Annotated in this window: 18 protein-coding genes; 7 read left to right on the top strand and 11 right to left on the bottom strand. The window is 63.1% G+C overall.

Translation table 11 applies throughout. The features are described 5' to 3' along the window. Window positions 1–42: 42 nt before the first annotated feature. From V1277_RS24055 to V1277_RS24030, 6 genes are all read right to left on the bottom strand, one after another. Window positions 43–747, bottom strand: a complete 705-nt coding sequence (locus V1277_RS24055; protein ID WP_334376593.1) for an ABC transporter ATP-binding protein — start codon at window positions 745–747, stop codon at window positions 43–45. After that, the gene (locus V1277_RS24050) at window positions 731–1,462 is read right to left on the bottom strand and encodes an ABC transporter ATP-binding protein (protein ID WP_065744076.1); all 732 of its coding nucleotides are present in this window, start codon (window positions 1,460–1,462) and stop codon (window positions 731–733) included. Before V1277_RS24050 ends, V1277_RS24055 begins: the two co-directional genes overlap by 17 nt. Continuing rightward, on the bottom strand, window positions 1,459–2,466 hold the full coding sequence (locus tag V1277_RS24045; RefSeq protein WP_334418421.1) for a branched-chain amino acid ABC transporter permease: 1,008 nt from the start codon (window positions 2,464–2,466) through the stop codon (window positions 1,459–1,461). The genes V1277_RS24050 and V1277_RS24045 overlap by 4 nt, the downstream gene beginning before the upstream one ends. Then, a complete protein-coding gene (locus V1277_RS24040) occupies window positions 2,466–3,344 on the bottom strand; it encodes a branched-chain amino acid ABC transporter permease (protein ID WP_334418420.1) in 879 nt (292 codons plus the stop codon). Before V1277_RS24040 ends, V1277_RS24045 begins: the two co-directional genes overlap by 1 nt. Window positions 3,345–3,522: 178 nt before the next feature. Next, window positions 3,523–4,773, bottom strand: coding sequence for an ABC transporter substrate-binding protein (locus tag V1277_RS24035; RefSeq protein WP_334418419.1), 1,251 nt, complete (start codon window positions 4,771–4,773; stop codon window positions 3,523–3,525). An 82-nt stretch (window positions 4,774–4,855) separates the two neighbouring features. Continuing rightward, a complete protein-coding gene (locus tag V1277_RS24030) occupies window positions 4,856–5,677 on the bottom strand; it encodes a putative hydro-lyase (protein WP_334376598.1) in 822 nt (273 codons plus the stop codon). Window positions 5,678–5,797: 120 nt separating this feature from the next. Between V1277_RS24030 and V1277_RS24025 the strand changes: the two genes are divergently transcribed. From V1277_RS24025 to V1277_RS24015, 3 genes are read left to right on the top strand one after another with little or no spacing between them, the layout of a single operon-like run. Next, complete coding sequence (locus V1277_RS24025; protein ID WP_057844430.1) at window positions 5,798–6,715, top strand: LysR family transcriptional regulator; 918 nt, start codon at window positions 5,798–5,800, stop codon at window positions 6,713–6,715. Between the two features lie 60 nt (window positions 6,716–6,775). Next, on the top strand, window positions 6,776–8,026 hold the full coding sequence (locus tag V1277_RS24020; RefSeq protein ID WP_334418418.1) for a Zn-dependent hydrolase: 1,251 nt from the start codon (window positions 6,776–6,778) through the stop codon (window positions 8,024–8,026). A 27-nt stretch (window positions 8,027–8,053) separates the two neighbouring features. Beyond that, entirely contained in the window at window positions 8,054–8,971 is a 918-nt protein-coding gene (locus V1277_RS24015) for an NAD(P)-dependent oxidoreductase (protein WP_334418417.1), read from the top strand. A gap of 143 nt (window positions 8,972–9,114) precedes the next feature. Here the strand turns inward: V1277_RS24015 and V1277_RS24010 are convergent, their stop codons facing one another. Continuing rightward, window positions 9,115–10,194: a tartrate dehydrogenase gene (locus tag V1277_RS24010; RefSeq protein ID WP_334418415.1), complete on the bottom strand. Its 1,080-nt coding sequence runs from the start codon at window positions 10,192–10,194 to the stop codon at window positions 9,115–9,117. A gap of 174 nt (window positions 10,195–10,368) precedes the next feature. On the opposite strand from V1277_RS24010, the gene V1277_RS24005 reads away from it, so the two are divergent. The 4 genes from V1277_RS24005 (at window position 10,369) to V1277_RS23990 (ending at window position 14,632) form a co-directional block, all read left to right on the top strand. Beyond that, on the top strand, window positions 10,369–11,145 hold the full coding sequence (locus V1277_RS24005; protein WP_334418413.1) for an SDR family oxidoreductase: 777 nt from the start codon (window positions 10,369–10,371) through the stop codon (window positions 11,143–11,145). 122 nt (window positions 11,146–11,267) lie between these two features. After that, on the top strand, window positions 11,268–12,689 hold the full coding sequence (locus tag V1277_RS24000) for an amidase (protein WP_334418411.1): 1,422 nt from the start codon (window positions 11,268–11,270) through the stop codon (window positions 12,687–12,689). A 32-nt stretch (window positions 12,690–12,721) separates the two neighbouring features. Then, window positions 12,722–13,384, top strand: coding sequence for a sulfite oxidase-like oxidoreductase (locus V1277_RS23995; RefSeq protein WP_334418410.1), 663 nt, complete (start codon window positions 12,722–12,724; stop codon window positions 13,382–13,384). A gap of 24 nt (window positions 13,385–13,408) precedes the next feature. Beyond that, a complete protein-coding gene (locus V1277_RS23990) occupies window positions 13,409–14,632 on the top strand; it encodes a bifunctional alpha/beta hydrolase/OsmC family protein (protein WP_334418409.1) in 1,224 nt (407 codons plus the stop codon). Window positions 14,633–14,673: 41 nt separating this feature from the next. On the opposite strand, the gene V1277_RS23985 is transcribed toward V1277_RS23990, so the two are convergent. The 4 genes from V1277_RS23985 to paaK form a co-directional block, all read right to left on the bottom strand. After that, entirely contained in the window at window positions 14,674–15,732 is a 1,059-nt protein-coding gene (locus V1277_RS23985; RefSeq protein WP_334376606.1) for a YeeE/YedE family protein, read from the bottom strand. Window positions 15,733–15,949: 217 nt separating this feature from the next. Next, window positions 15,950–16,963 carry a quinone oxidoreductase family protein gene (locus V1277_RS23980; protein WP_334418408.1) on the bottom strand — a complete coding sequence of 338 codons (1,014 nt, stop codon included), beginning with the start codon at window positions 16,961–16,963 and terminating at the stop codon, window positions 15,950–15,952. An 85-nt stretch (window positions 16,964–17,048) separates the two neighbouring features. Then, on the bottom strand, window positions 17,049–17,366 hold the full coding sequence (locus tag V1277_RS23975) for a GIY-YIG nuclease family protein (RefSeq protein WP_334376607.1): 318 nt from the start codon (window positions 17,364–17,366) through the stop codon (window positions 17,049–17,051). A gap of 477 nt (window positions 17,367–17,843) precedes the next feature. Beyond that, a complete protein-coding gene (gene paaK, locus V1277_RS23970) occupies window positions 17,844–19,175 on the bottom strand; it encodes a phenylacetate--CoA ligase PaaK (RefSeq protein ID WP_334418407.1) in 1,332 nt (443 codons plus the stop codon). Window positions 19,176–19,192 lie beyond the last annotated feature (17 nt).

Genomic DNA, 19,192 nt, shown 5'->3' with positions numbered 1-19,192 from the left:
GCTCGCAATGACGTGGAGAGAGCCCTGCGTTTTCCGAAGCAACTACAATCCCAGATACGCCTTCCTTACATCCGGATTGACACTGATCTCCGCCGCGCTGCCCTGCATCAGGACGCGGCCGGTTTGCAGGATGTAGGCGCGGTCGGCGATTTCGAGGCATTCGGACATGCGCTGCTCGACGATCAGCACGGTCATGCCGGCGTCGCGGATGCGTTTCACCGCCTGGAAGATTTCGTCGACCAGCTTTGGCATGATGCCCTGCGACGGCTCATCCAGCATGAGTAGCCGCGGGCGGGTCATCAGCGCGCGGCCGATGGCGAGCATCTGCTGCTCGCCGCCGGAGAGCGTTTCGGCGCGCTGCTCCAGCCGCTCCTGCAGGCGCGGAAACAGCTTGAAGACGAGATCGAGCGGCGCCTCGCGATCGGACTGGCTACGAAAAAGATAACTGCCGAGCCTTAAGTTGTCGCGCACCGAGAGGCGCGGAAACAGCCGGCGGTTTTCCGGCACATAGGCGATGCCGCGCGAGGTGATGATGTGCTGGGCCATGCCGTCGATGCGCGTTCCGTCGAACGACACGGTGCCGGAGCGAGGTCGCTCGGCGCCCGCAATCGATTTCAGCAGCGTCGACTTGCCGGCGCCGTTGGCGCCGGCGACGCAAACGATTTCGCCCTTTGCCACCTCGATCGAGACCGCCGAGATCGCGACTAGCCCCTGATAGGCGGTGGTGACTTCATGCACCGACAGCATGACGGTCTCCCAGATAGGCGGTGATGACTTTCGGATCGCGAACCACGTCCGCAGGCTTGCCCTCGACCAGCACCTTGCCGAGGTCGAGCACGATGGCGCGGTCGACCAGCGGCATCACGATTTCCATGACGTGCTCGACCATCAGCACGGTGACGCCGGTGTCGCGCACCTTGCGCACCAGTTCGACGCCGGTCTTGGCCTCGACCGGCGTAAGCCCCGTGAGCACTTCGTCGAGCAGCAGCAGTTTCGGCTCGGTCGCCAGCGCCCGCGCCACTTCGAGCCGGCGCTTTTCGGACGGGACCAGATCGCTGGCGAGCACGTTGGCGCGCGGGCCAAGGCCACAGAATTCCAGCACCTCATGCGCCTTGCGGCGGGCGTCGCGCATCACGGTGGTGCGGACCAGCGCGCCGACGATGACGTTGTCGATCACGGTCATGGTCTCAAAACTTTTCACGACCTGGAAGGTGCGGCCGATGCCGCGCTGGCAGCGTTCCGCCGCCGGCAGCGCGGTGACATCCTCGCCGTCAAAGATGATCGAGCCTTGCGTCGGCGGCAGCACGCCGGCGATTAGGTTGAACAGCGTCGACTTGCCGGCGCCGTTCGGGCCGATCAGGCCGACGATCTCGCCGCGTCCGACCGAAATCGACACGTCGCTGTTGGCGATCAGCCCGCCAAAACGCTGCCAGACGCCGCGGGTTTCCAGAAGAGGCGTCATCGGACAGCCTCCTTGCGCTTGGGCGCAAACAGTCCTGCAAGGCCTTTGAACGAGAACAGGCCGATCAGCCCCTGCGGCCGCGCCAGCGAGATCGCAATGATCAGGCCGCCATAGACGATCAGGTCGACACCGCGGCCGGACCCACCGACATAGGACCGCGTCAATTCGGTGAGCGGGATCAGGATCACCGCGCCCAGCATCGGCCCCCACAGCGTGCCGATGCCTCCCAGCACCGCGGGCAACGCCATCAGCAGCGAGAACTGAAAGCCCATGACGCTCTCGGGATCGATAAAGTAGACGAACTGCGCATAGAAGCTGCCGCCGATTGCGACGAGGAACGCCGATACCGCCGCCGCGCCCATCTTGGAATTGAACACGTCGACGCCGAGGCTTTCAGCCGCCTCCGGATTGTCCTTCACCGCGCGCCACCAATAGCCCCATTTGGAATCCTCCAGCCACCAGGTGACGAACCAGGCGACGCAAGCCAGCGCCAGCGCGAAGTAAAAGTATGGCAGCTTGCTGCGTGGGAACTGGAATTTCAGCCAGCTATCGCCACGCGCCGGGATTTCGATGCCCATCGCAGCACCAGCCCAATCCCAGTTGTGGAACAGCAGCAAACCGATTTCGGCAATGACGATGGTGGCGATGACGAAGTAATGTCCGCGCAGCCGGAAACAGGGATAGCCCAGCGCCATCGCAATCAGCGCGGAGATCACCCCGCCGCCGAGCATGCCGAACCATGGCAGCACGCCGAATTTGGTAAACAGCAACGCAGTCGTGTAGGCCCCAATTCCGAAGTAGAGCGCGTGGCCGAGCGAGATCTGCCCGCAATAGCCGGAAAGGATGTTCCAGCTTTGCGACAACGCACCCCACATCAGCGTCAGCACCATGATGTTCTGGACGTAAACGTCTTTGACGAACAGCGGAACGGTGGCCGCAATCGCGGCGAGAACAACGGCGACGATGAGGTCGCGGCGGCGGCGTTCTGCGAAAGCGGTATCCATCACATCGATCCGAACAGGCCGCGCGGCCGGACAAAAACCACAAGGAGATAGACGGCATAGATGCCGACCGCCTTGAGCGACGGCGGCAGCAACATGGCAGTCGTGGCCTCGACGAGGCCGACGATGATGCCGCCGGCGAAGGCGCCGAACACGCTGCCGAAGCCACCGAGCGCCACCGTCACATAGGCAATCAGCGCAAACGAGGCGCCGACATCGGGATAGATGTAAAAGAAGATCGCCATGACCGCCCCGGACAGACCAACCAACGCCGCGCCGAGGCCCCAGCCCAGCGCAAACACCTTGTTCTTGTCGATGCCGACCAGCGCCACCGCGCCGGCATCCTCGCGGGTTGCTTCCAGCGCGCGGCCGAAATCGGTGCGGTTGATGAAGAGATAGAGCGCGCCAAAAGCCGCAATCGCCACCAGCGCCCCGACCAGTTGCGGCACCGGCAGGTAGATCCCGGCGATCGAGACGGTTTTGCCGCCGAGCCAGGAATGGGTGACGCTGCGATAGTCAGGCGTGAAGAAGTATTGCGCCAGCCCGCGCATGACGATGGCGAGGCCAAAGGTCGAGAAGATCTGCACCATGCCGGCATTGGCTTTCGCACGCACCGCAAAGCGCACAATTAATAGATAGACGACGGCCCCGAACACGAACAGGGCGGCGGCGACCAGCGGCGCCGACAGCAAGGGATCGATCGCAAAGAACACGAACAGGAAGAACGTCGCGTACATCGCGATCATCAGGAATTCGCCATGGGCGAAGTTCACGACGTCCATCAGCCCGAAGATCAGCGCGAGGCCGACGGCGATGAGGCCGTAAAGCAGGCCCATGAGCAGGCCGCTCGCCAGGCTTTGGATAATGGTTTCGGCGGTCATGTTTGTTGCTCCTCCGAGCGGACGCTATCGGGAGAGTTCGTCATTGCGAGGAGCGAAGCGACGAAGCAATCCATTCTTCCTTTTCGTGGCGCGATGGATTGCTTCGCTGCGCTCGCAATGACGGAGCAAGCGAGATTGCTAGTCATTGTTATATTCCCCTCCTCGCCCCCAGGCGCTGTCAGCCTTGCTTCATCGGCCAGACGGCTTCGGCGATGGCGGCCTGCGGCGGGAAGATGGTGACGAACTTGCCGCCGATATATTGCAGCAGCACCGGGTCGGCGTCGTTGTTCTGGCCCAGCTCGTCGAACTTGACGCGCTTCCAGGGCATGATGGTCTGCTCGCCCGGGATGTCGGTGGCGACCAGCGCCTCGCGGATCTTCTCGCCGTCGGTCGACTTGGCGCGATTGATGGCGTCCGCCATCACCAACAACCCCATGAACTGGCGCGAGGTGAGGTCGTTAAAATCCTTGCCCGACTTCTCCTTGAACATCGCGTTGATCTTGCCGACCATCGGCCGCTTGGCGGCGAGATCGAGCGAGAAGCTGCCGCGCGAAATCACGCCTTCGAGCTTGTCGCCGACCGCATCATACAGCGCCTTTTCGGAGAAGCCGGCGTTCTGCGCCACGATCGCGTTCGGCTTGTAGCCGAGCTCGGCCATGGTCTTGACCAGCAAGATGCCGTCAGTGGTGTAGCTCGAGGGCATCAGCACGTCGGCATTTGCCGTCTTGAGCTGCTGTACTTCCGCCGACAAGGACGGCGAGTTGGAGCGGTACTTGATATCGGAGATGACCTTGTAGCCACGCTCGGAGGCCAGCTTGAGCTGGGTGTTGGCGGAGTCGGTGCCGAAGATGGTATCCTCATGGAACAGCGCCAGCGTATCGATCTTGGTGCCCTTCTTCTTCATCGCATCGAAGAAGTTGAACATCGCGGCCGAGAACATCTCGTCATGCGGAGCGGCGCGGAAATAGAATTTGAGGCCGCGCTTGTGCAGGCTCGGCGAGGAATTGTCCGCCGAGATGAACGGGACCTGGTAACGCTCGCAGATCTGGCTGACGGTGACGGCAACCGCGCTCTGATAGGTGCCGATGACGGCGCAGACCTTTTCCTGGGTGATCAGGCGCTCGGTCTCGGCGCGACCCTTCTGCGGGTCGGCCTGATGGTCGGCGAAGACGAGGCGGATCTTGGCGCCGCCGAGGCCGGGCAATCCCTCGCCCTTCGCCACCGGCAAATCGAAATCGTGGTTCTTGTTGATGATGTCGAGCGCAGTCTCGAACGACTTCTGGGCGTCGACGCCCATCTGCGCACTGGCGCCGGAGAACGGATAGATCACGCCGATCACCACTTCGGACGTTTGGGCGCGCGCGGCGAACGGGCCGAGCGCAGCGGCAGCAGTAGCTCCAAGCAAGACGTTACGGCGCGTGATGTTCATGGCGATATCCTTTGTGGGTCGGCAACTATCGATGAAACGGGCGAAGGGTACGGTAAAGCCTCAATGAGCAGCACGGGCTGCATCAAAGCACGGCAAGCGCTTTGTTCCTGAGATCGGTCACCAGCATCAATCCGGGCGCATGCGTAATCGCAAACGGCACCTTGGCGGCTGCGATCACCGATTGCGGCGTCACGCCGCAAGCCCAGAAGACCGGAATTTCGTCGGCCTCCACCGGCACCGGATCCCCGTAGTCGGGTTTGGCGAGGTCGGCGATGCCGATCGATTGCGGAAGCCCGATATGGACCGGCGCACCGTGCACCGACGGGAAACGCGAGGTGATCTGTATCGCGCGTATCGCATCCGCCGGTTTGAACGGCCGCATCGTCACCACCATCGGCCCGGCAAACGGACCAGCGGGGCTGCAGGCGATATTGGTGCGGAACATCGGCACGCGCACATCGCGCTCGATATGGCGGATCGGAAGACCTTCCTCCAGCAGCGCCTCTTCGAAGGAGAACGAGCAGCCGAGCACGAAGGCGACGAGGTCATCGCGCCAGTGCGACATGATGTCGGTCGGCTCCTCCACCACCTCGCCGTCGCGCCAGATACGATAGCGCGGCAGGTCGGTGCGGATATCGAGATCGAGGCCGAGCGCGGGAATGCGGGGGTCGCCGACGTCGGACATGCCGATGATCGGGCATGGTTTGGGATTGAGTTGACAGAACCGGTGAAACGCGGCCGCTAACTTCTCGGGCAGGATCGCGAGATTGCCCTGGACGAAGCCGTTGGCCACACCCGCTGTGTGAGTAGCCATGCCGTTGCGGCACGCATGTCGAGCTGCCACGCTGGGCGATAAATCTGGCCTATCGCGGCCCGTAGTTTCCGTCCTCGCCAAGCCGGTCATCGTTGTCCCCGCTTCCATTCTTATCGACATCTACTCCCGCATATGGCTATGATAATGTCTAATCGTCTTTTCTAATCAAGTTCGATAAATCATAATTATCAATCTGCGGGCTGAGGGTGCATGACTGATTTCAAGGCAATTGAGACTTTCATGTGGGTGGTGACGCTTGGCAGCTTCCGCGGCGCGGCCCAGAAGCTGAACACGACGCAGCCGGCGATTTCGCAACGGATCGCCCAGCTCGAACGCGAGGTGGGCGTGAAGCTCTTGCAGCGCGACCGTCGCATGGTGCTGCCGACGCCGAGCGGACGGCAATTGATGGTTTATGCCGAGAAGCTGATCGGGCTGCGCTCCGAGATGCTCGCCGTAGTCGGCGATCGCTCGGCGATGCGCGGCGTGCTGCGGCTTGGTGTCGCCGAAACCATCGTGCACACTTGGCTGCCGCAACTGATCAAGAGCGTCAATTACGCCTATCCCAACCTCTCGCTCGAGATCGAGGTCGACATCACCTCGAATTTGCGCAACCGGCTGTTGGCGCAGGAGATCGAACTCGCCTTCGTACTCGGCCCGCTGACGGCGCCGATGGTCAACAACCGGGCACTGTGTGATTATCCGGTGGGTTTTACGGCCAGCCCCTCGCTCGGCCTCGGCAAGCAGGAACTGACGCTGCACGATCTGGCGAAGTTCCCGATCATCACGTTTTCGCGCCGTACCCAGCCCTATGAAATCGTGCGCTCCCTGTTCAACCGCCCCGACCTGCCGCCCATACGGCTGCATGCCAGCGCCTCGCTCGCAACCGTCATCCACATGGCCATCGAAGGTCTCGGCATCGCCCTGATACCGACCGCGATCGTCGAGGACGACATGGCAAACGGGCGGCTACAATTGCTGTCGACCAATCTGCAGTTGGCGCCGCTGACGTTTTCGGCAAGCTGGCTCGCCTCCCCCGACACGGTCGCAGTGGAGCGCGTGGTCGAACTTGCGGCCAGCCTGGCCCGCGGCGGCGTCATTGTTGACGCGACGCCGCAGGCGCGTCATTGAAAATAACCGAACAAGAATGAACAAGCGCGCCGCCCGCTACCTGACCTTCCGGAACAGTGCATGACCAAGATCGCTTCCAACCTGCAAATCGATTCTGCCCGACTGTGGGGCACGATTCACGAAACCGCCAAATTCGGCGCGACGCCGAAAGGCGGCGTAAGGCGGCTGACGCTCGGGCCTGAAGACAAGCAGGTACGCGACTGGTTCCGCGAGCGGTGCGAGGCCGCAGGGCTCGAAGTGCATGTCGATGCGCTGGGCTCGATGTTCGGCCTGCGCAAGGGCCGCGACATGTCGAAGCCGCCGGTTGGGCTCGGCTCTCATCTCGATACGCAACCGACCGGCGGAAAATATGACGGCGTGCTCGGCACGCTGGCGGCGCTGGAAGTGGTGCGCACGCTCAACGATGCCGGCATCGAGACCGAAACGCCGATCTGCATCTGCAACTGGACCAACGAGGAAGGCTCGCGGTTCGCGCCGGCGATGATGGCTTCCGCCGCATACGTCGGCGATTTCACCACCGACGACATTCTGTCGCGCAAGGATGCCGAGGGCGTCACGGTGGCGGAGGCGCTTGATAGCATCGGCTATCGCGGTGACGCGCCGGTGGGTCGCCAAAAATTCTCTGGCTTCGTCGAGCTGCATATCGAACAGGGCCCGATCCTGGAGGCCGAGAACAAGACCATCGGCGTGGTCGATTCCGGCCAAGGCGTGTTGTGGTACGACGGCAAGATCACCGGCTTCGAGAGCCACGCCGGCTCGACGCCGATGCCGCTGCGCCGCGACGCGCTGGCGACGCTGTCGGAAATCGTGCTGGCGATGGAGAGTATCGCCAAGAAGCATGGCCCGAAGGCCGTTGGAACCGTCGGCGAGGCCGTGATCGCCAATCCCTCGCGCAACGTCATTCCCGGTGAGATCGCCTTTACGGTGGATTGCCGCAGCGCCGATGCCGCGATCATGGATGCGCTGGATAAGGATTTGCGCGCGGCGATTGCTGAGATCGCGGCGCGGCGCAAGGTCGATGTCCAGTTCGATCTGATCTGGCGCAAGCCGCCGACCCATTTCGATCCCAAACTGGTGGACGCGGTGGAGAACGCCGCAAAAATGCTCGGCTATTCGCATCGCCGCATCACCTCAGGTGCCGGCCACGATGCCTGCAACCTCAACACCGTGATGCCGGCCGCCATGGTGTTCGTGCCCTGCAAGGACGGCATCAGCCACAACGAGCTTGAGGACGCCACCCAAGCCGATTGCGCGGCGGGTGCCAACGTTCTGATGCATACCGTGCTGGCGCTGGCCGGCGTCGCATCCTGATATCACACCAAGAAACGGGGGAATGCCGTGCGCGGAGTTTTCGTCGACGCCAATGAATCGCTGGCCGTGATCTTCGAAAGGCTGCACCAGCCCGGCGATCCCGAGGTGCGGATCCACCGAAATCCCGATATCACCTCGGATCAATATCCTGGGATACTCGACGGCGCCGAGATCGCCATTGTCGATCACACCGCGCTGCCGACCGATATCGCGAAGAAATGCACCGGGCTGAAGCACGTGGTGTTTCTCGGCACCGGCGCACGCAGCTACATGAATCCGGAAGAGCTCGCCGAGCTCGGGATCCAGGTGCACCTGATCAAGGGCTATGGCGACACGGCGGTCGCCGAATGCGCTGTTGCGCTGATGTGGGAAGGCGCGCGCGGCCTTGCCAAAATGGACCGCGGCATTCGCGCCGGCAACTGGCTGCGCGACGACGGCATGCAACTGACCGGCAAGACGCTCGGCCTGATCGGCTTTGGCGGCATCGCCGCCGAGGTGGCGCGGATTGCACTCGGCAGCGGCATGCGCGTCATCGCCTGGAACCGGTCGCCGAAAAAACATCCGAAGGTCGAGTTCGTCGATCTCGACGAACTCTTGACCGAGAGCGACGTCGTCTCGATCCATCTGTTGCTCAACGACGAAACGCGTGGATTGATCTCGCGCGCCTGCATCGAGGCGATGAAACCCGGCGTCATCCTGATCAACACCGCACGCGGCGCCATCGTCGACGAGGAAGCGATGATCGATGCGCTTAAATCGGGCCAAATCCGCCATGCCGGCCTCGACGTCTTCAACATCGAACCGCTGCCGGCGGATCATCCGCTGACCAAACTGCCGAACGTGACGCTATCAGCCCATTCGGCGTTCCGCACGCCGGAAGCGAGCGAGAATCTGATGCGCGCGGCGTGGGAGCACTGCCGGCGGATTGTTGTGAAGGGGAAATAACCCTCTTCCTTCTCCCCTTGTGGGAGAAGGTGGATCGCTGACGCGCAGCGGCAGCGAGACGGATGAGGGGTCTGTCTCCGCGGAGAGAACCCCTCATCCGGCGCTTCGCGCCACCTTCTCCCACAAGGGGAGAAGGGAAGAAATCAATCCACCATTTCCGCGACCGCCTTGCCGCAGGCGACCGTGTCGGCGTTGCCGCCGAGATCGCGCGTGCGTAGCGTGCGTTCGCCCAGCGTACGCTCGATGGCGCCGACGATGGACTCCGCCGCCTGCTTCTCGCCGAGATGCTCCAGCATCATCGCACCGGACCAGATCATGCCGATGGGGTTGGCAATCCCCTGCCCGGCAATATCGGGCGCCGAGCCGTGCACCGGCTCGAACACGGACGGGAAATTACCTTCCGGGTTGATGTTGCCGGATGGCGCGATGCCGATCGTACCGGTGCAGGCCGGGCCGAGATCGGAGAGGATGTCGCCGAACAGATTCGAGCCGACCACGACATCGAACCAATCCGGATGCAGCACGAAATTCGCGGTGAGAATGTCGATGTGGTACTTGTCCCACTTCACGCCTGGATATTTCTTCGCCATCGCCTCCACGCGCTCGTCCCAATAGGGCATCGTGATCGAGATGCCGTTGGACTTGGTCGCCGAGGTCAGGTGCTTCTTCGGCCGCGATTGCGCCAGCTCGAACGCGAATTTCAGGATGCGGTCGACGCCGGTGCGCGTCATCACGGTCTGTTGCGTGACGAATTCACGGTCGGTATCGGGGAACATGCGGCCGCCGACGGAGGAATACTCGCCCTCGGTATTCTCGCGCACCACCCAGAAATCGATATCGCCGGGCTTGCGGTTGGCGAGCGGTGACGGCACGCCGGGCATCAGCCGCACCGGGCGCAGGTTGACGTACTGGTCGAACTCGCGGCGGAACTTGATCAGCGAGCCCCACAGCGAAACGTGATCGGGGATTTTCGCGGGCCAGCCCACCGCGCCGAAATAGATCGCATCATGCTTGCCGATCTGCGCCTTCCAGTCCTCCGGCATCATCTCGCCGTGCTTTTCGTAATAGTCCCAGGACGCGAAATCGAAATGATCGAAATGCACGGCGACGCCGTGCTTTTTCGCCGCAACTTCCAGCACGCGCAGGCCTTCGGGGATCACTTCCTTGCCGATGCCGTCGCCGGGAATGACCGCGATCCGATACTGCTTTTTGGCGCTGCTCATCGAGAGTTTCCTTGTTGTCTTGCCCGGCCGCTAATGCCGGTTATTCGATTGTCTTGCAATGGACCAATCCTGCCTGCCGCGCAACGCTGCACTGCAATGTTGACCGAGACGGCGCCCGCCGCTTACCAATTTCGCTGACCGTCTTCCACCCTCCTCTCACCACACGAGAATCCCATGGACCTGCATCTCCGCGGCAAGCGCGTCCTGATCACCGGCGCTTCCAAGGGCATCGGCGCGGCCGCGGCCGAAGCCTTTGCCGAAGAAGGCTGCGACGTCATGCTGGCCGCCCGCAACGGCGAGCAGTTGAAGGCACTGGCCGAGCGGCTGCGCTCGGCGCACCAGATCGGCGCGACCGCCCATGTCGTCGACCTGCGCAAGGGCGAGGACATCGCAAGGCTCGCCAAGGAGGCCGTCGATATCGACATTCTCGTCAACAATGCCGGCGATATCCCTGGCGGCTCGATCGACAAGATCGACGAAGCGACCTGGCGCCACGCCTGGGAGCTGAAGGTGTTCGGCTACATCAACCTCACCCGCGCGATCTATGCGCAGATGAAGGCGCGTGGCGGCGGCGTCATCGTCAACGACATTGGCGCTGCCGGCGAAAAGTTCGACGCCAATTACATCTGCGGCAGCGCCGGCAATGCTGCGCTGATGGCATTCACCCGCGCACTCGGGGGAAAAAGCCTCGCCGACAATATCCGCGTGGTCGGCATCAATCCCGGCCCCGTCGGCACTGACCGCCATGTGACGCTCCTGAAGACGCGGGCGAAGAACCAGTTCGGCGACGAGAACCGCTACAAGGAATTCCAGAAGAACATGCCGCTCGGCCGCCCCGCGCATGCGCGCGAGATCGGTGACCTCATGGCGTTCCTGGCGTCGGATCGCTCGGGATATACGTCGGGGGTGATCTTTACGGTGGATGGCGGATATACGGCGGGGTGGGGTTAGGTCGCATTCCGACGCTGTCATGCAAATATCTCCAGTCGGCCACAACGCTGATGCGTTTCCACTTTGCCGGAAAATGTTCTACAGCACGATCTGCGATCGAGAGCCGAAGCAGGAGTATCGAAGTGGCTGATCAGGGGCTGGTGCGTGAGACGGCGGTTGCCATTGTCGGCAAGCTGAAATCGGGCGAAGTCACCCCGCTCGACCTGCTCGACGTGCTGGAAAAGCGCATCGCCGAGGTCGACGGCAAGGTCAATGCGCTGCCGACGCTGTGCTTCGACCGCGCCCGCAAGCACGCCACCGCGCTGATGAACAAGCCCGTCGCCGAGCGCGGCCTGCTCGCCGGTCTTCCGATCCCGATCAAGGACCTCACCAATGTCGCCGGTGTGCTGACCACGCAGGGCTCGCCGATCTACAGGGACAACATTCCGTCGAAGTCAGATATTCTGGTCGAGCATCTCGAAAACAATGGCGGGGTGATCTACGCGAAGTCGAACACGCCGGAATTCGGTGCCGGCGCCAACACCTTCAACGAAGTGTTCGGCCCGACGCGCAATCCCTGGGACACGTCACGCTCCGCCGCCGGCTCCTCGGGCGGCGCGGCGGTCGCGCTCGCGACCGGCACGGCCTGGCTGGCGCACGGCTCCGACATGGGCGGTAGCTTACGAAATCCCGCGAGCTTCTGCGGCATCGTCGGATTGCGGCCGAGCATCGGCCGCGTCGCGCATACGGTAGCCGCAGCCGTCGACCGCAATCTCGGTGTCCAGGGCCCGATGGCACGCAACGTCGAAGACGTCGCGCTGCTGCTCGATGCCATGAGCGGCGAGCACCCCGCCGATCCGCTGTCGCTGCCGGTGTTGCCGAATTCGTTTCTCGCAGCCGTCCGCTCCGGCAACAAGCCGAAGCGCGTCGCCTATTCACCCGACCTCGGCATAACGCCGGTCGACGCGGAAGTCGCCGCCGTCACCCGCAAGGCGGCGCAGCGCTTTGCGGAGCTAGGGGTCATCGTCGAGGAGGCTCATCCCGATTTGCGCGAGGCCCATGAATGCTTCCATGTGCTGCGCGCGTTCGACTTCGCGCTTTCCAAGGCGGCGCTGCTGCGCACGAAACGCGACCTGCTCAAGCCCGAGGTGATCTGGAATATCGAGGAAGGCCTCAAGCTGACGGTCGAGCAGCTCGAACGCGCCGAGGCGCAGCGCGTCGCGATGACCGCGCGCACGCTGGAATTTTTCGACAAATACGATCTATTGCTCGCACCCGCCACGATTGTGCCACCCTTCCCGGTCGAGAACCGCTACGTCGCCGAATGCGCCGGCAAGAAGTTCGACAATTACGTCGAATGGCTCGGCATCGTCTACGCGATCACGCTGGTGTGCTGTCCCGCGCTGTCGTTGCCGTGCGGCTTCACGGCCTCGGGCCTTCCGGTTGGGCTGCAGGTGGTCGCGCCGCCGCGCGGCGAGGCGCAATTGCTCGCCGGAGCCGGGGTGCTGGAGGATATTCTGGGCGTGCGCGGCACGACGCCGATCGATCCGAGGGCACTGAGGTAAACCAGGCGCACTTACCGATGAGGGGCCTTCACATGACAAATGAGAATGAGCCGCCCGAGAGCAAGCTGACGCGCAGCAAGGAACGTTGGGCGCGAGAAGGCAAGTTCCTCACCGGGAAGACCTCGCGGCCTGAAGACCAACGGCTGCCGCCAGGGCAGCATCTGACCAGGGATTGGCCAACGCTCGATCTGGGACTGACGCCCAATATTTCCCGAGAACGCTGGCGGCTTGACGTCTACGGCGCAGTCGAAAAACCGATCTTCTGGGATTTTGCGCAGTTCACGGCCCAGCCGCAGAGCAAGTTCGTATCCGACATTCACTGCGTCACGACATGGTCGCGCTACGACAATCAATGGGAGGGGTTGGCGACGCGTGATCTCCTCGATACCTGCCGGCCGCGCGAGGAGGCGCGCTTCGTGGTGCTGCACTCCCATGACGGCTACACTACCAATCTGCCGCTGGAAGATTTCGCCGCCGAGGATGCCCTGCTCGCCCATAGCTGGTCCGGTGCGCCGCTGGAGCAGGAGCATGGCGGCCCGGTGCGGCTGGTGGTGCCGCATCTCTATTTCTGGAAGAGCGCGAAATGGCTGCAGAGCATTGAGTTTCTGGCAGGGGATGCGCCGGGCTATTGGGAAGTACGCGGCTATCACAACCGCGGCGATCCATGGGCCGAGCAGCGCTATTCAGGCGATTGAAGCCAAGTCCGAGGGAGAACAGCCGTGCCGAACGAACGCTTTCAATTCACCGGCGAAGGCGGCCATCAGCTTGCCGCTGCCCTCGATATGCCGGACGGACCGGTGCAGGCCTACGCGCTGTTTGCGCATTGCTTCACCTGCGGCAAGGATGTGCTGGCCGCGAAACGCATTGCGACGGCGCTCACCGCAAAAGGCATCGCGGTGTTGCGGTTTGATTTTACGGGGCTCGGCTCCAGCGAGGGCGAATTCGCCAACTCGACCTTCTCCTCGAATGTTGCCGATCTCGTCCATGCCGCCGATCATTTGCGCGAAACCCGCACGGGGCCCGCGATCCTGATCGGCCATAGCCTGGGCGGCGCCGCGATCCTCGCTGCCGCGGGGCAGATACCGGAGGCAAAGGCAGTCGTCACCATCGCCGCCCCCTCCGATCCCGTGCATGTCACGCATCTCTTCAAGGATCGCCTCGACGACATCCGCGCGCACGGCAAGGTGGAGGTCCAGCTCGCCGGGCGGCCGTTTCACATCAAGCGCGAATTCCTCGACGACGTCGCCGAACACAGGCTGGCGGCGCGGATCGCAGACCTTCACAAGGCGCTGCTGATCATGCATTCGCCGACCGATGACACGGTCGGCATCGACAATGCCACGAAGATTTTCGCTGCCGCCAAACATCCCAAAAGCTTTGTCTCGCTGTCGGGCGCGGATCACCTGCTGAGCAGCAAACGGGACGGCGTCTATGTCGCCGGCGTCATCGCCGCCTGGGCCGAGCGCTATATCGAGCCCGCCGCGGCGCAGCCTGTTTCTGCAGCGAGCGAGGCGCCACGCAACGTCGTGGTTCGTGAAACCCGCAACAGCAAGTTCCAGCAGATCGTCGCCGCAGGTCCCCATCAGATGGTGGCGGATGAGCCCGTTGCCGTCGGCGGCCAGGATAGCGGACCCGGGCCATATGATTTCCTGCTCGCAGGCCTTGGCGCCTGCACGTCGATGACGATGCGTATGTATGCCGATCGCAAATCGCTGCCGCTGGACCGCGTCACCGTGACGCTGAAGCACAGCAAGATTCACGCAACGGATTGCGCCGAATGCGAGACGCGCGAGGGCATGCTGGATCAGATCGACCGGGTAATCTCGATTGAAGGCGCGCTGGATGCCGATCAGCGCACACGGCTGATGGAGATTGCGGACAAGTGCCCAGTGCACCGGACGCTGACGTCGAAGATACGGATTGTGACGAGGGCGGCGGAGTGACGAAGCAACCTCTCCCCGCGAAGAGCGGGGCGAGGGAGAGATCAAGCCGCCGCCAGTGGCCGAACCCGCAGCGCGCCGCGCAGACCAGCGGCGGTGCCGACGAGGATGCCGGCGAAGGCAATCAGCGAAGCAAGCGCCAGCGTGGAAAATCCCGTCAACCCCTGCCCGATCGAGCAGCCGAACGCCATGACGCCACCGATGCCCATCAGCGCGGCACCACTGCCGGAGCGCAGCATGTGACGCGGCGATTGATAGCCTTCGAGCTGAAAGCGTCCCGTCAACAGCGCCGTCACGAGGCTGCCGGCGAACACGCCGAACACGGTGACGATGCCGAAATTGAGCGTCGAGCCCGTCGACAGCATGACGTATTGAAGGGCGTCCGCGATCGGCGCGATGAAGGTGAGCGATGTGACCGGCGCGGGATTGAAATCGTCGGCGCCGAGATAGCCGGTGGCAAACCAGCCGGCCGCCACCAACAGGCCGATGACGAGACCCGCGGCGATCTGGCCCGGCGACCGCCGGAATGCCGGATGCGCAAAGGCAAAAATGATCAGCGCTGCCGAGATGACCGAAGCGGCCAGCATGCGCGCGGCCGTTGCGCTCAGGCCTGCGGCGGCGAACAAGGCCGGCACCGAGTTTGCCGTCGCCGTGGTCTGCGACGCCCCGACCATTGCGATGCGCGACGGGGCGATCAGGCCCTTCAGCGTCATCTGGGCGAAGATCGCGAGCACGACCACCACCACGAAGGAGCGAAGATTGCCGCGCCCGAGCAGCACCAGCGCGCGCGAGCCGCAGCCGTTCGACAACACCATGCCGTAACCGAACAACAGCCCGCCGAAGAACATCACCGGCGCGGAGAACGACGGCTGCAGATAGATCGACTTGCCGATATCGACGAGGCCGCCCGCGGCCAGCAACTGCGTCATGGCCACCGCGACGCCGATCGCCAGCGCATAGGTGCGCACCAGCCGGCCGTCGCCTTCAGCCCAAAAACCTCTGAGGCTGCTGAGCAAGCAAAACCCGCTCAACAATCCGACCGATCCATAGACGAGACCGATCAATAGTCCGCTGATGACGACGATATTGGCACTGTCCAGCACTGGTATTTCCCTGTTTCCGCGCGGCCGATCCGGCCGTGACCGCTCAAATAGGAAGCCATTTCAGCAGTGGCTAATATGTTGGAAACGTGCGCGCGTCCACGCCGCAACGATGCGGAGAATGAATCGCCCGCGGCGACTGGCGACGGCGGAATGAAATCATTGCGCGCGGGCGGCGTACGGCAGGTTTCTTCCCCATGAAAAAATGGAAATGCCTATTTCAAGGCCGCAGGATCACCCGGTCGCGCGACGAGCCGGCGACCGCGAGGAAGGCAGCGCGGGCCTCTTCCAGCGGATAGATCGCCGCCGGCTTGATCGGGAACGGCTTGAGGTGCCCGCTGGCAAATCCAGGCTTGAGTTCCTGCAGCACCGCGCCGGTCGCGGTTGACGACAGGCCGAGGGTGTCGATGCCGACATAGGTGTGCTGACCGCGATAGAATTCCAAAATATTGAACTGCACGATGCGGTCGATCGCAGCGATCAGGATCTGCCGCCCGCGCACCGCCAGCGATTGGTGTGCGGCCTGGAAATAGGGATCGCCGACTGTGTTGAACACGATGTCGGCGCCCTTGCCGCTGGTGAGTTCGCGCACCCGCGCCGCGACATCGGTTGCGGAAGCGTCGATGACTTCCACCTTTGAATTGGCGTGGCCTTCGTAGGGCTCGCTCTTGCGCACCACGCCGATCACCCGCGCGCCGTGCCAGCTCGCGATCTGCACCGCCGCCTGCCCGACCTTGCCGTTGACGCCCATGACCAGCAAGGTCTCGCCCGCCTTCGGAACGCCGGCGCGGCGCAAGCCTTCCATCGCGGTGACGAAGGGCACGCCGACACCGGCCGCCTCTTCCCATGAAATGCCCTTGGGCTTCTCCACCACGGCGTCGGCTTCGACCGCGAGATGCGTAGCGTGCGTGCCGTCCCGGCGAATACCGAGATCGCCAGAAGAGCCGAACACCTCGCGTCCGATCCAACCGTCCGGCCCATCGATGACAACGCCTGCATAGTCGCGGCCCGGTGTGCGCGGAAACACCGCATAGGGCATCAGCCCGGTCGCCGCCTTCACGTCGGACGGATTGACCGCCGCAGCCTTGACCTCGATCAGCAACTCGTTGCCGGCACGCGACAGCGGGCGCGTCTCGATGACGGGCGTGAGCGACGCGGCGTCGGCGACTTTTGCCAGCAGGCGGACGCAGCGGGCCTGCACCAATTGGCTATCTGACTTGGGAGCCGGCTTCACGATATCTCCGGTTGGCTTGAGCGCTGTCGGCGGCGGGAGCTGCGTGGCCAATGACTAACGGACCGGCCGATTAGTGCAAGGGGTGTCAAACCGCCGTTGGCTTCGTAGGATGCCGCGACCGCCGCGCGGAAAGCTGCCGCAAGGCTTCGAAATCACCTCGCACGAAGGCTTCCTTTTTGGCTCGGCTCCACTTCTTAAGTTTGCGTTCGTTCTCGATGGCGTCGGTGATGCGGTCGAACCATTGCGAGAACACCAAGGTGACCGGTCGTCGGATTGCTGTATAGCCGCCAAGCGTTCCCGCGTTGTGCTGCGCAATCCTTATTTCCAGCGTCGTGCGCGTCGTTCCGATGTAGAAGCTGCCGTCGGCACAGCGGAGGATGTAGAGAAAGGCGCCTTCCGTCATTTTCGACCTCCACGTTCTCCGCTTCCGCCCCTCATCCTGAGGAGCGGCGTCTTCGCCGCGTCTCGAAGGATACAGGCCCGCCTATGGCCTCATGGTTCGAGACGGCGCTTCGCGCCTCCTCACCATGAGGGGAGAACGTTAGCCTAGCCGCACAGATGCAGGTTCGGCAACTCCTTCGCTTCCGGACAATTGTTCTACCCCCTCATCCTGAGGAGCGGCGTCAGCCGCGTCTCGAAGGATGCAGGCCCGTCTGTGGCCTCATGGTTCGAGACGGCGCTTCGCGCCTCCTCACCATGAGGGGGAACCGTTAGCCTAGTCGTACAGATGCAAGTTCGGCAACTTCTTCGCTTCCGGACAATTGCTCTACCCCCTCATCCTGAGGAGCGGCGTCAGCCGCGTCTCGAAGGATGCAGGCCCGTCTGTGGCCTCATGGTTCGAGACGGCGCTAATGCGCCTCCTCTCCATGAGGGGAGAAAGCTAGGCTTTCGGCCGCTTGTCGTAAACACGTTTCGCCTTGCCGAGCGAACGTTCCAGCGTTTCCGGTGCCACCGCCTTGATGCGCGCGGTGATACCGATGGTGTTCTTGATGAAGAGCGCAACCCTTTCGGCGTGCGCGAGCAGCCCGCTCCCGTCCCAGCTTTCGGGACGGGCTTCGGCGAGCACGGTCATCTCGTCCATGCGCCCTTCGCGCGTCAGTTCGATGATGAAATGGCCGCCGCACCAGTCGGTCGCCAGCAACGCTTCCTCGATCTGGGTCGGGAATACGTTGACGCCGCGCAGGATGATCATGTCGTCGGAGCGGCCGGTGACCTTCTCCATTCGCCGCATGCCCGGGCGCGCCGTGCCCGGCAACAGCCGTGTCAGGTCGCGGGTGCGGTAGCGGATGATCGGGAAGCCCTGCTTGGTCAGAGAGGTGAATACCAGTTCGCCCTTCTCGCCGTCCGGCAACACCACGCCGGTCTCGGGGTCGATCACCTCGGGATAGAAATGATCCTCCCAGATATGCAGGCCGTCCTTGGTCTCAACGCATTCCTGCGCCACGCCGGGGCCGATCACTTCCGACAGCCCGTAAATATCGGTCGCGTCCATGTCAAAAGTCTGCTCGATCTCGGCGCGCATCGCATTGGTCCAGGGCTCGGCGCCGAAGATGCCGAACTTCAACGACGACTGACGCGGGTCGAGCCCCTGCCGCTTGAACTCGTCCGAAATAGCCAGCATGTAGCTCGGTGTCACCGTGATGATGTCGGGCTTGAAATCGTTGATCAGTTGCACCTGGCGTTCGGTCATGCCGCCGGAGACCGGCACCACGGTGCAGCCGAGTTTTTCCGCGCCGTAGTGCACGCCGAGTCCGCCCGTGAACAGGCCGTAGCCGTAGGCATTGTGAATAATCATGCCGGTGCGGCCGCCGGCGGCGCGGATCGAGCGCGCCATCACCTCCGACCAGATATCGATATCGCCTTGCGTATAGCCGACCACGATCGGCTTACCCGTTGTGCCCGAGGACGCGTGGACGCGGACCAGCTTTTCGCGGGGCACGGCAAACATGTTGAAGGGATAATTGTCGCGGAGGTCGGTCTTCGCCGTGAATGGAAATTTCGTGAGATCAGAGAGCTGCTTGAAATCGGAGGGATGCACGCCGGCCGCGTCAAATGCCTTCCTGTAATGCGCCACATTGTCGTAGGCGTGCCGGAGCGACCAGGCGAGGCGCTTGGTCTGTAGCGCCATGATCTCGTCACGCGAAGCGCGCTCGGCCTCATCCAATTCAGCGCCGTAACCGCTTCCGCCGGATTTCAATCTTGCCATGGCCATGGCGTGTTCCTCTCGCT

The organism is Bradyrhizobium sp. AZCC 1588 (assembly GCF_036924735.1).
GTDB lineage: Bacteria > Pseudomonadota > Alphaproteobacteria > Rhizobiales > Xanthobacteraceae > Bradyrhizobium.
Note: the sequence above shows the minus strand (reverse complement) of the source record. Positions and strands in the feature narration are given on the sequence as shown.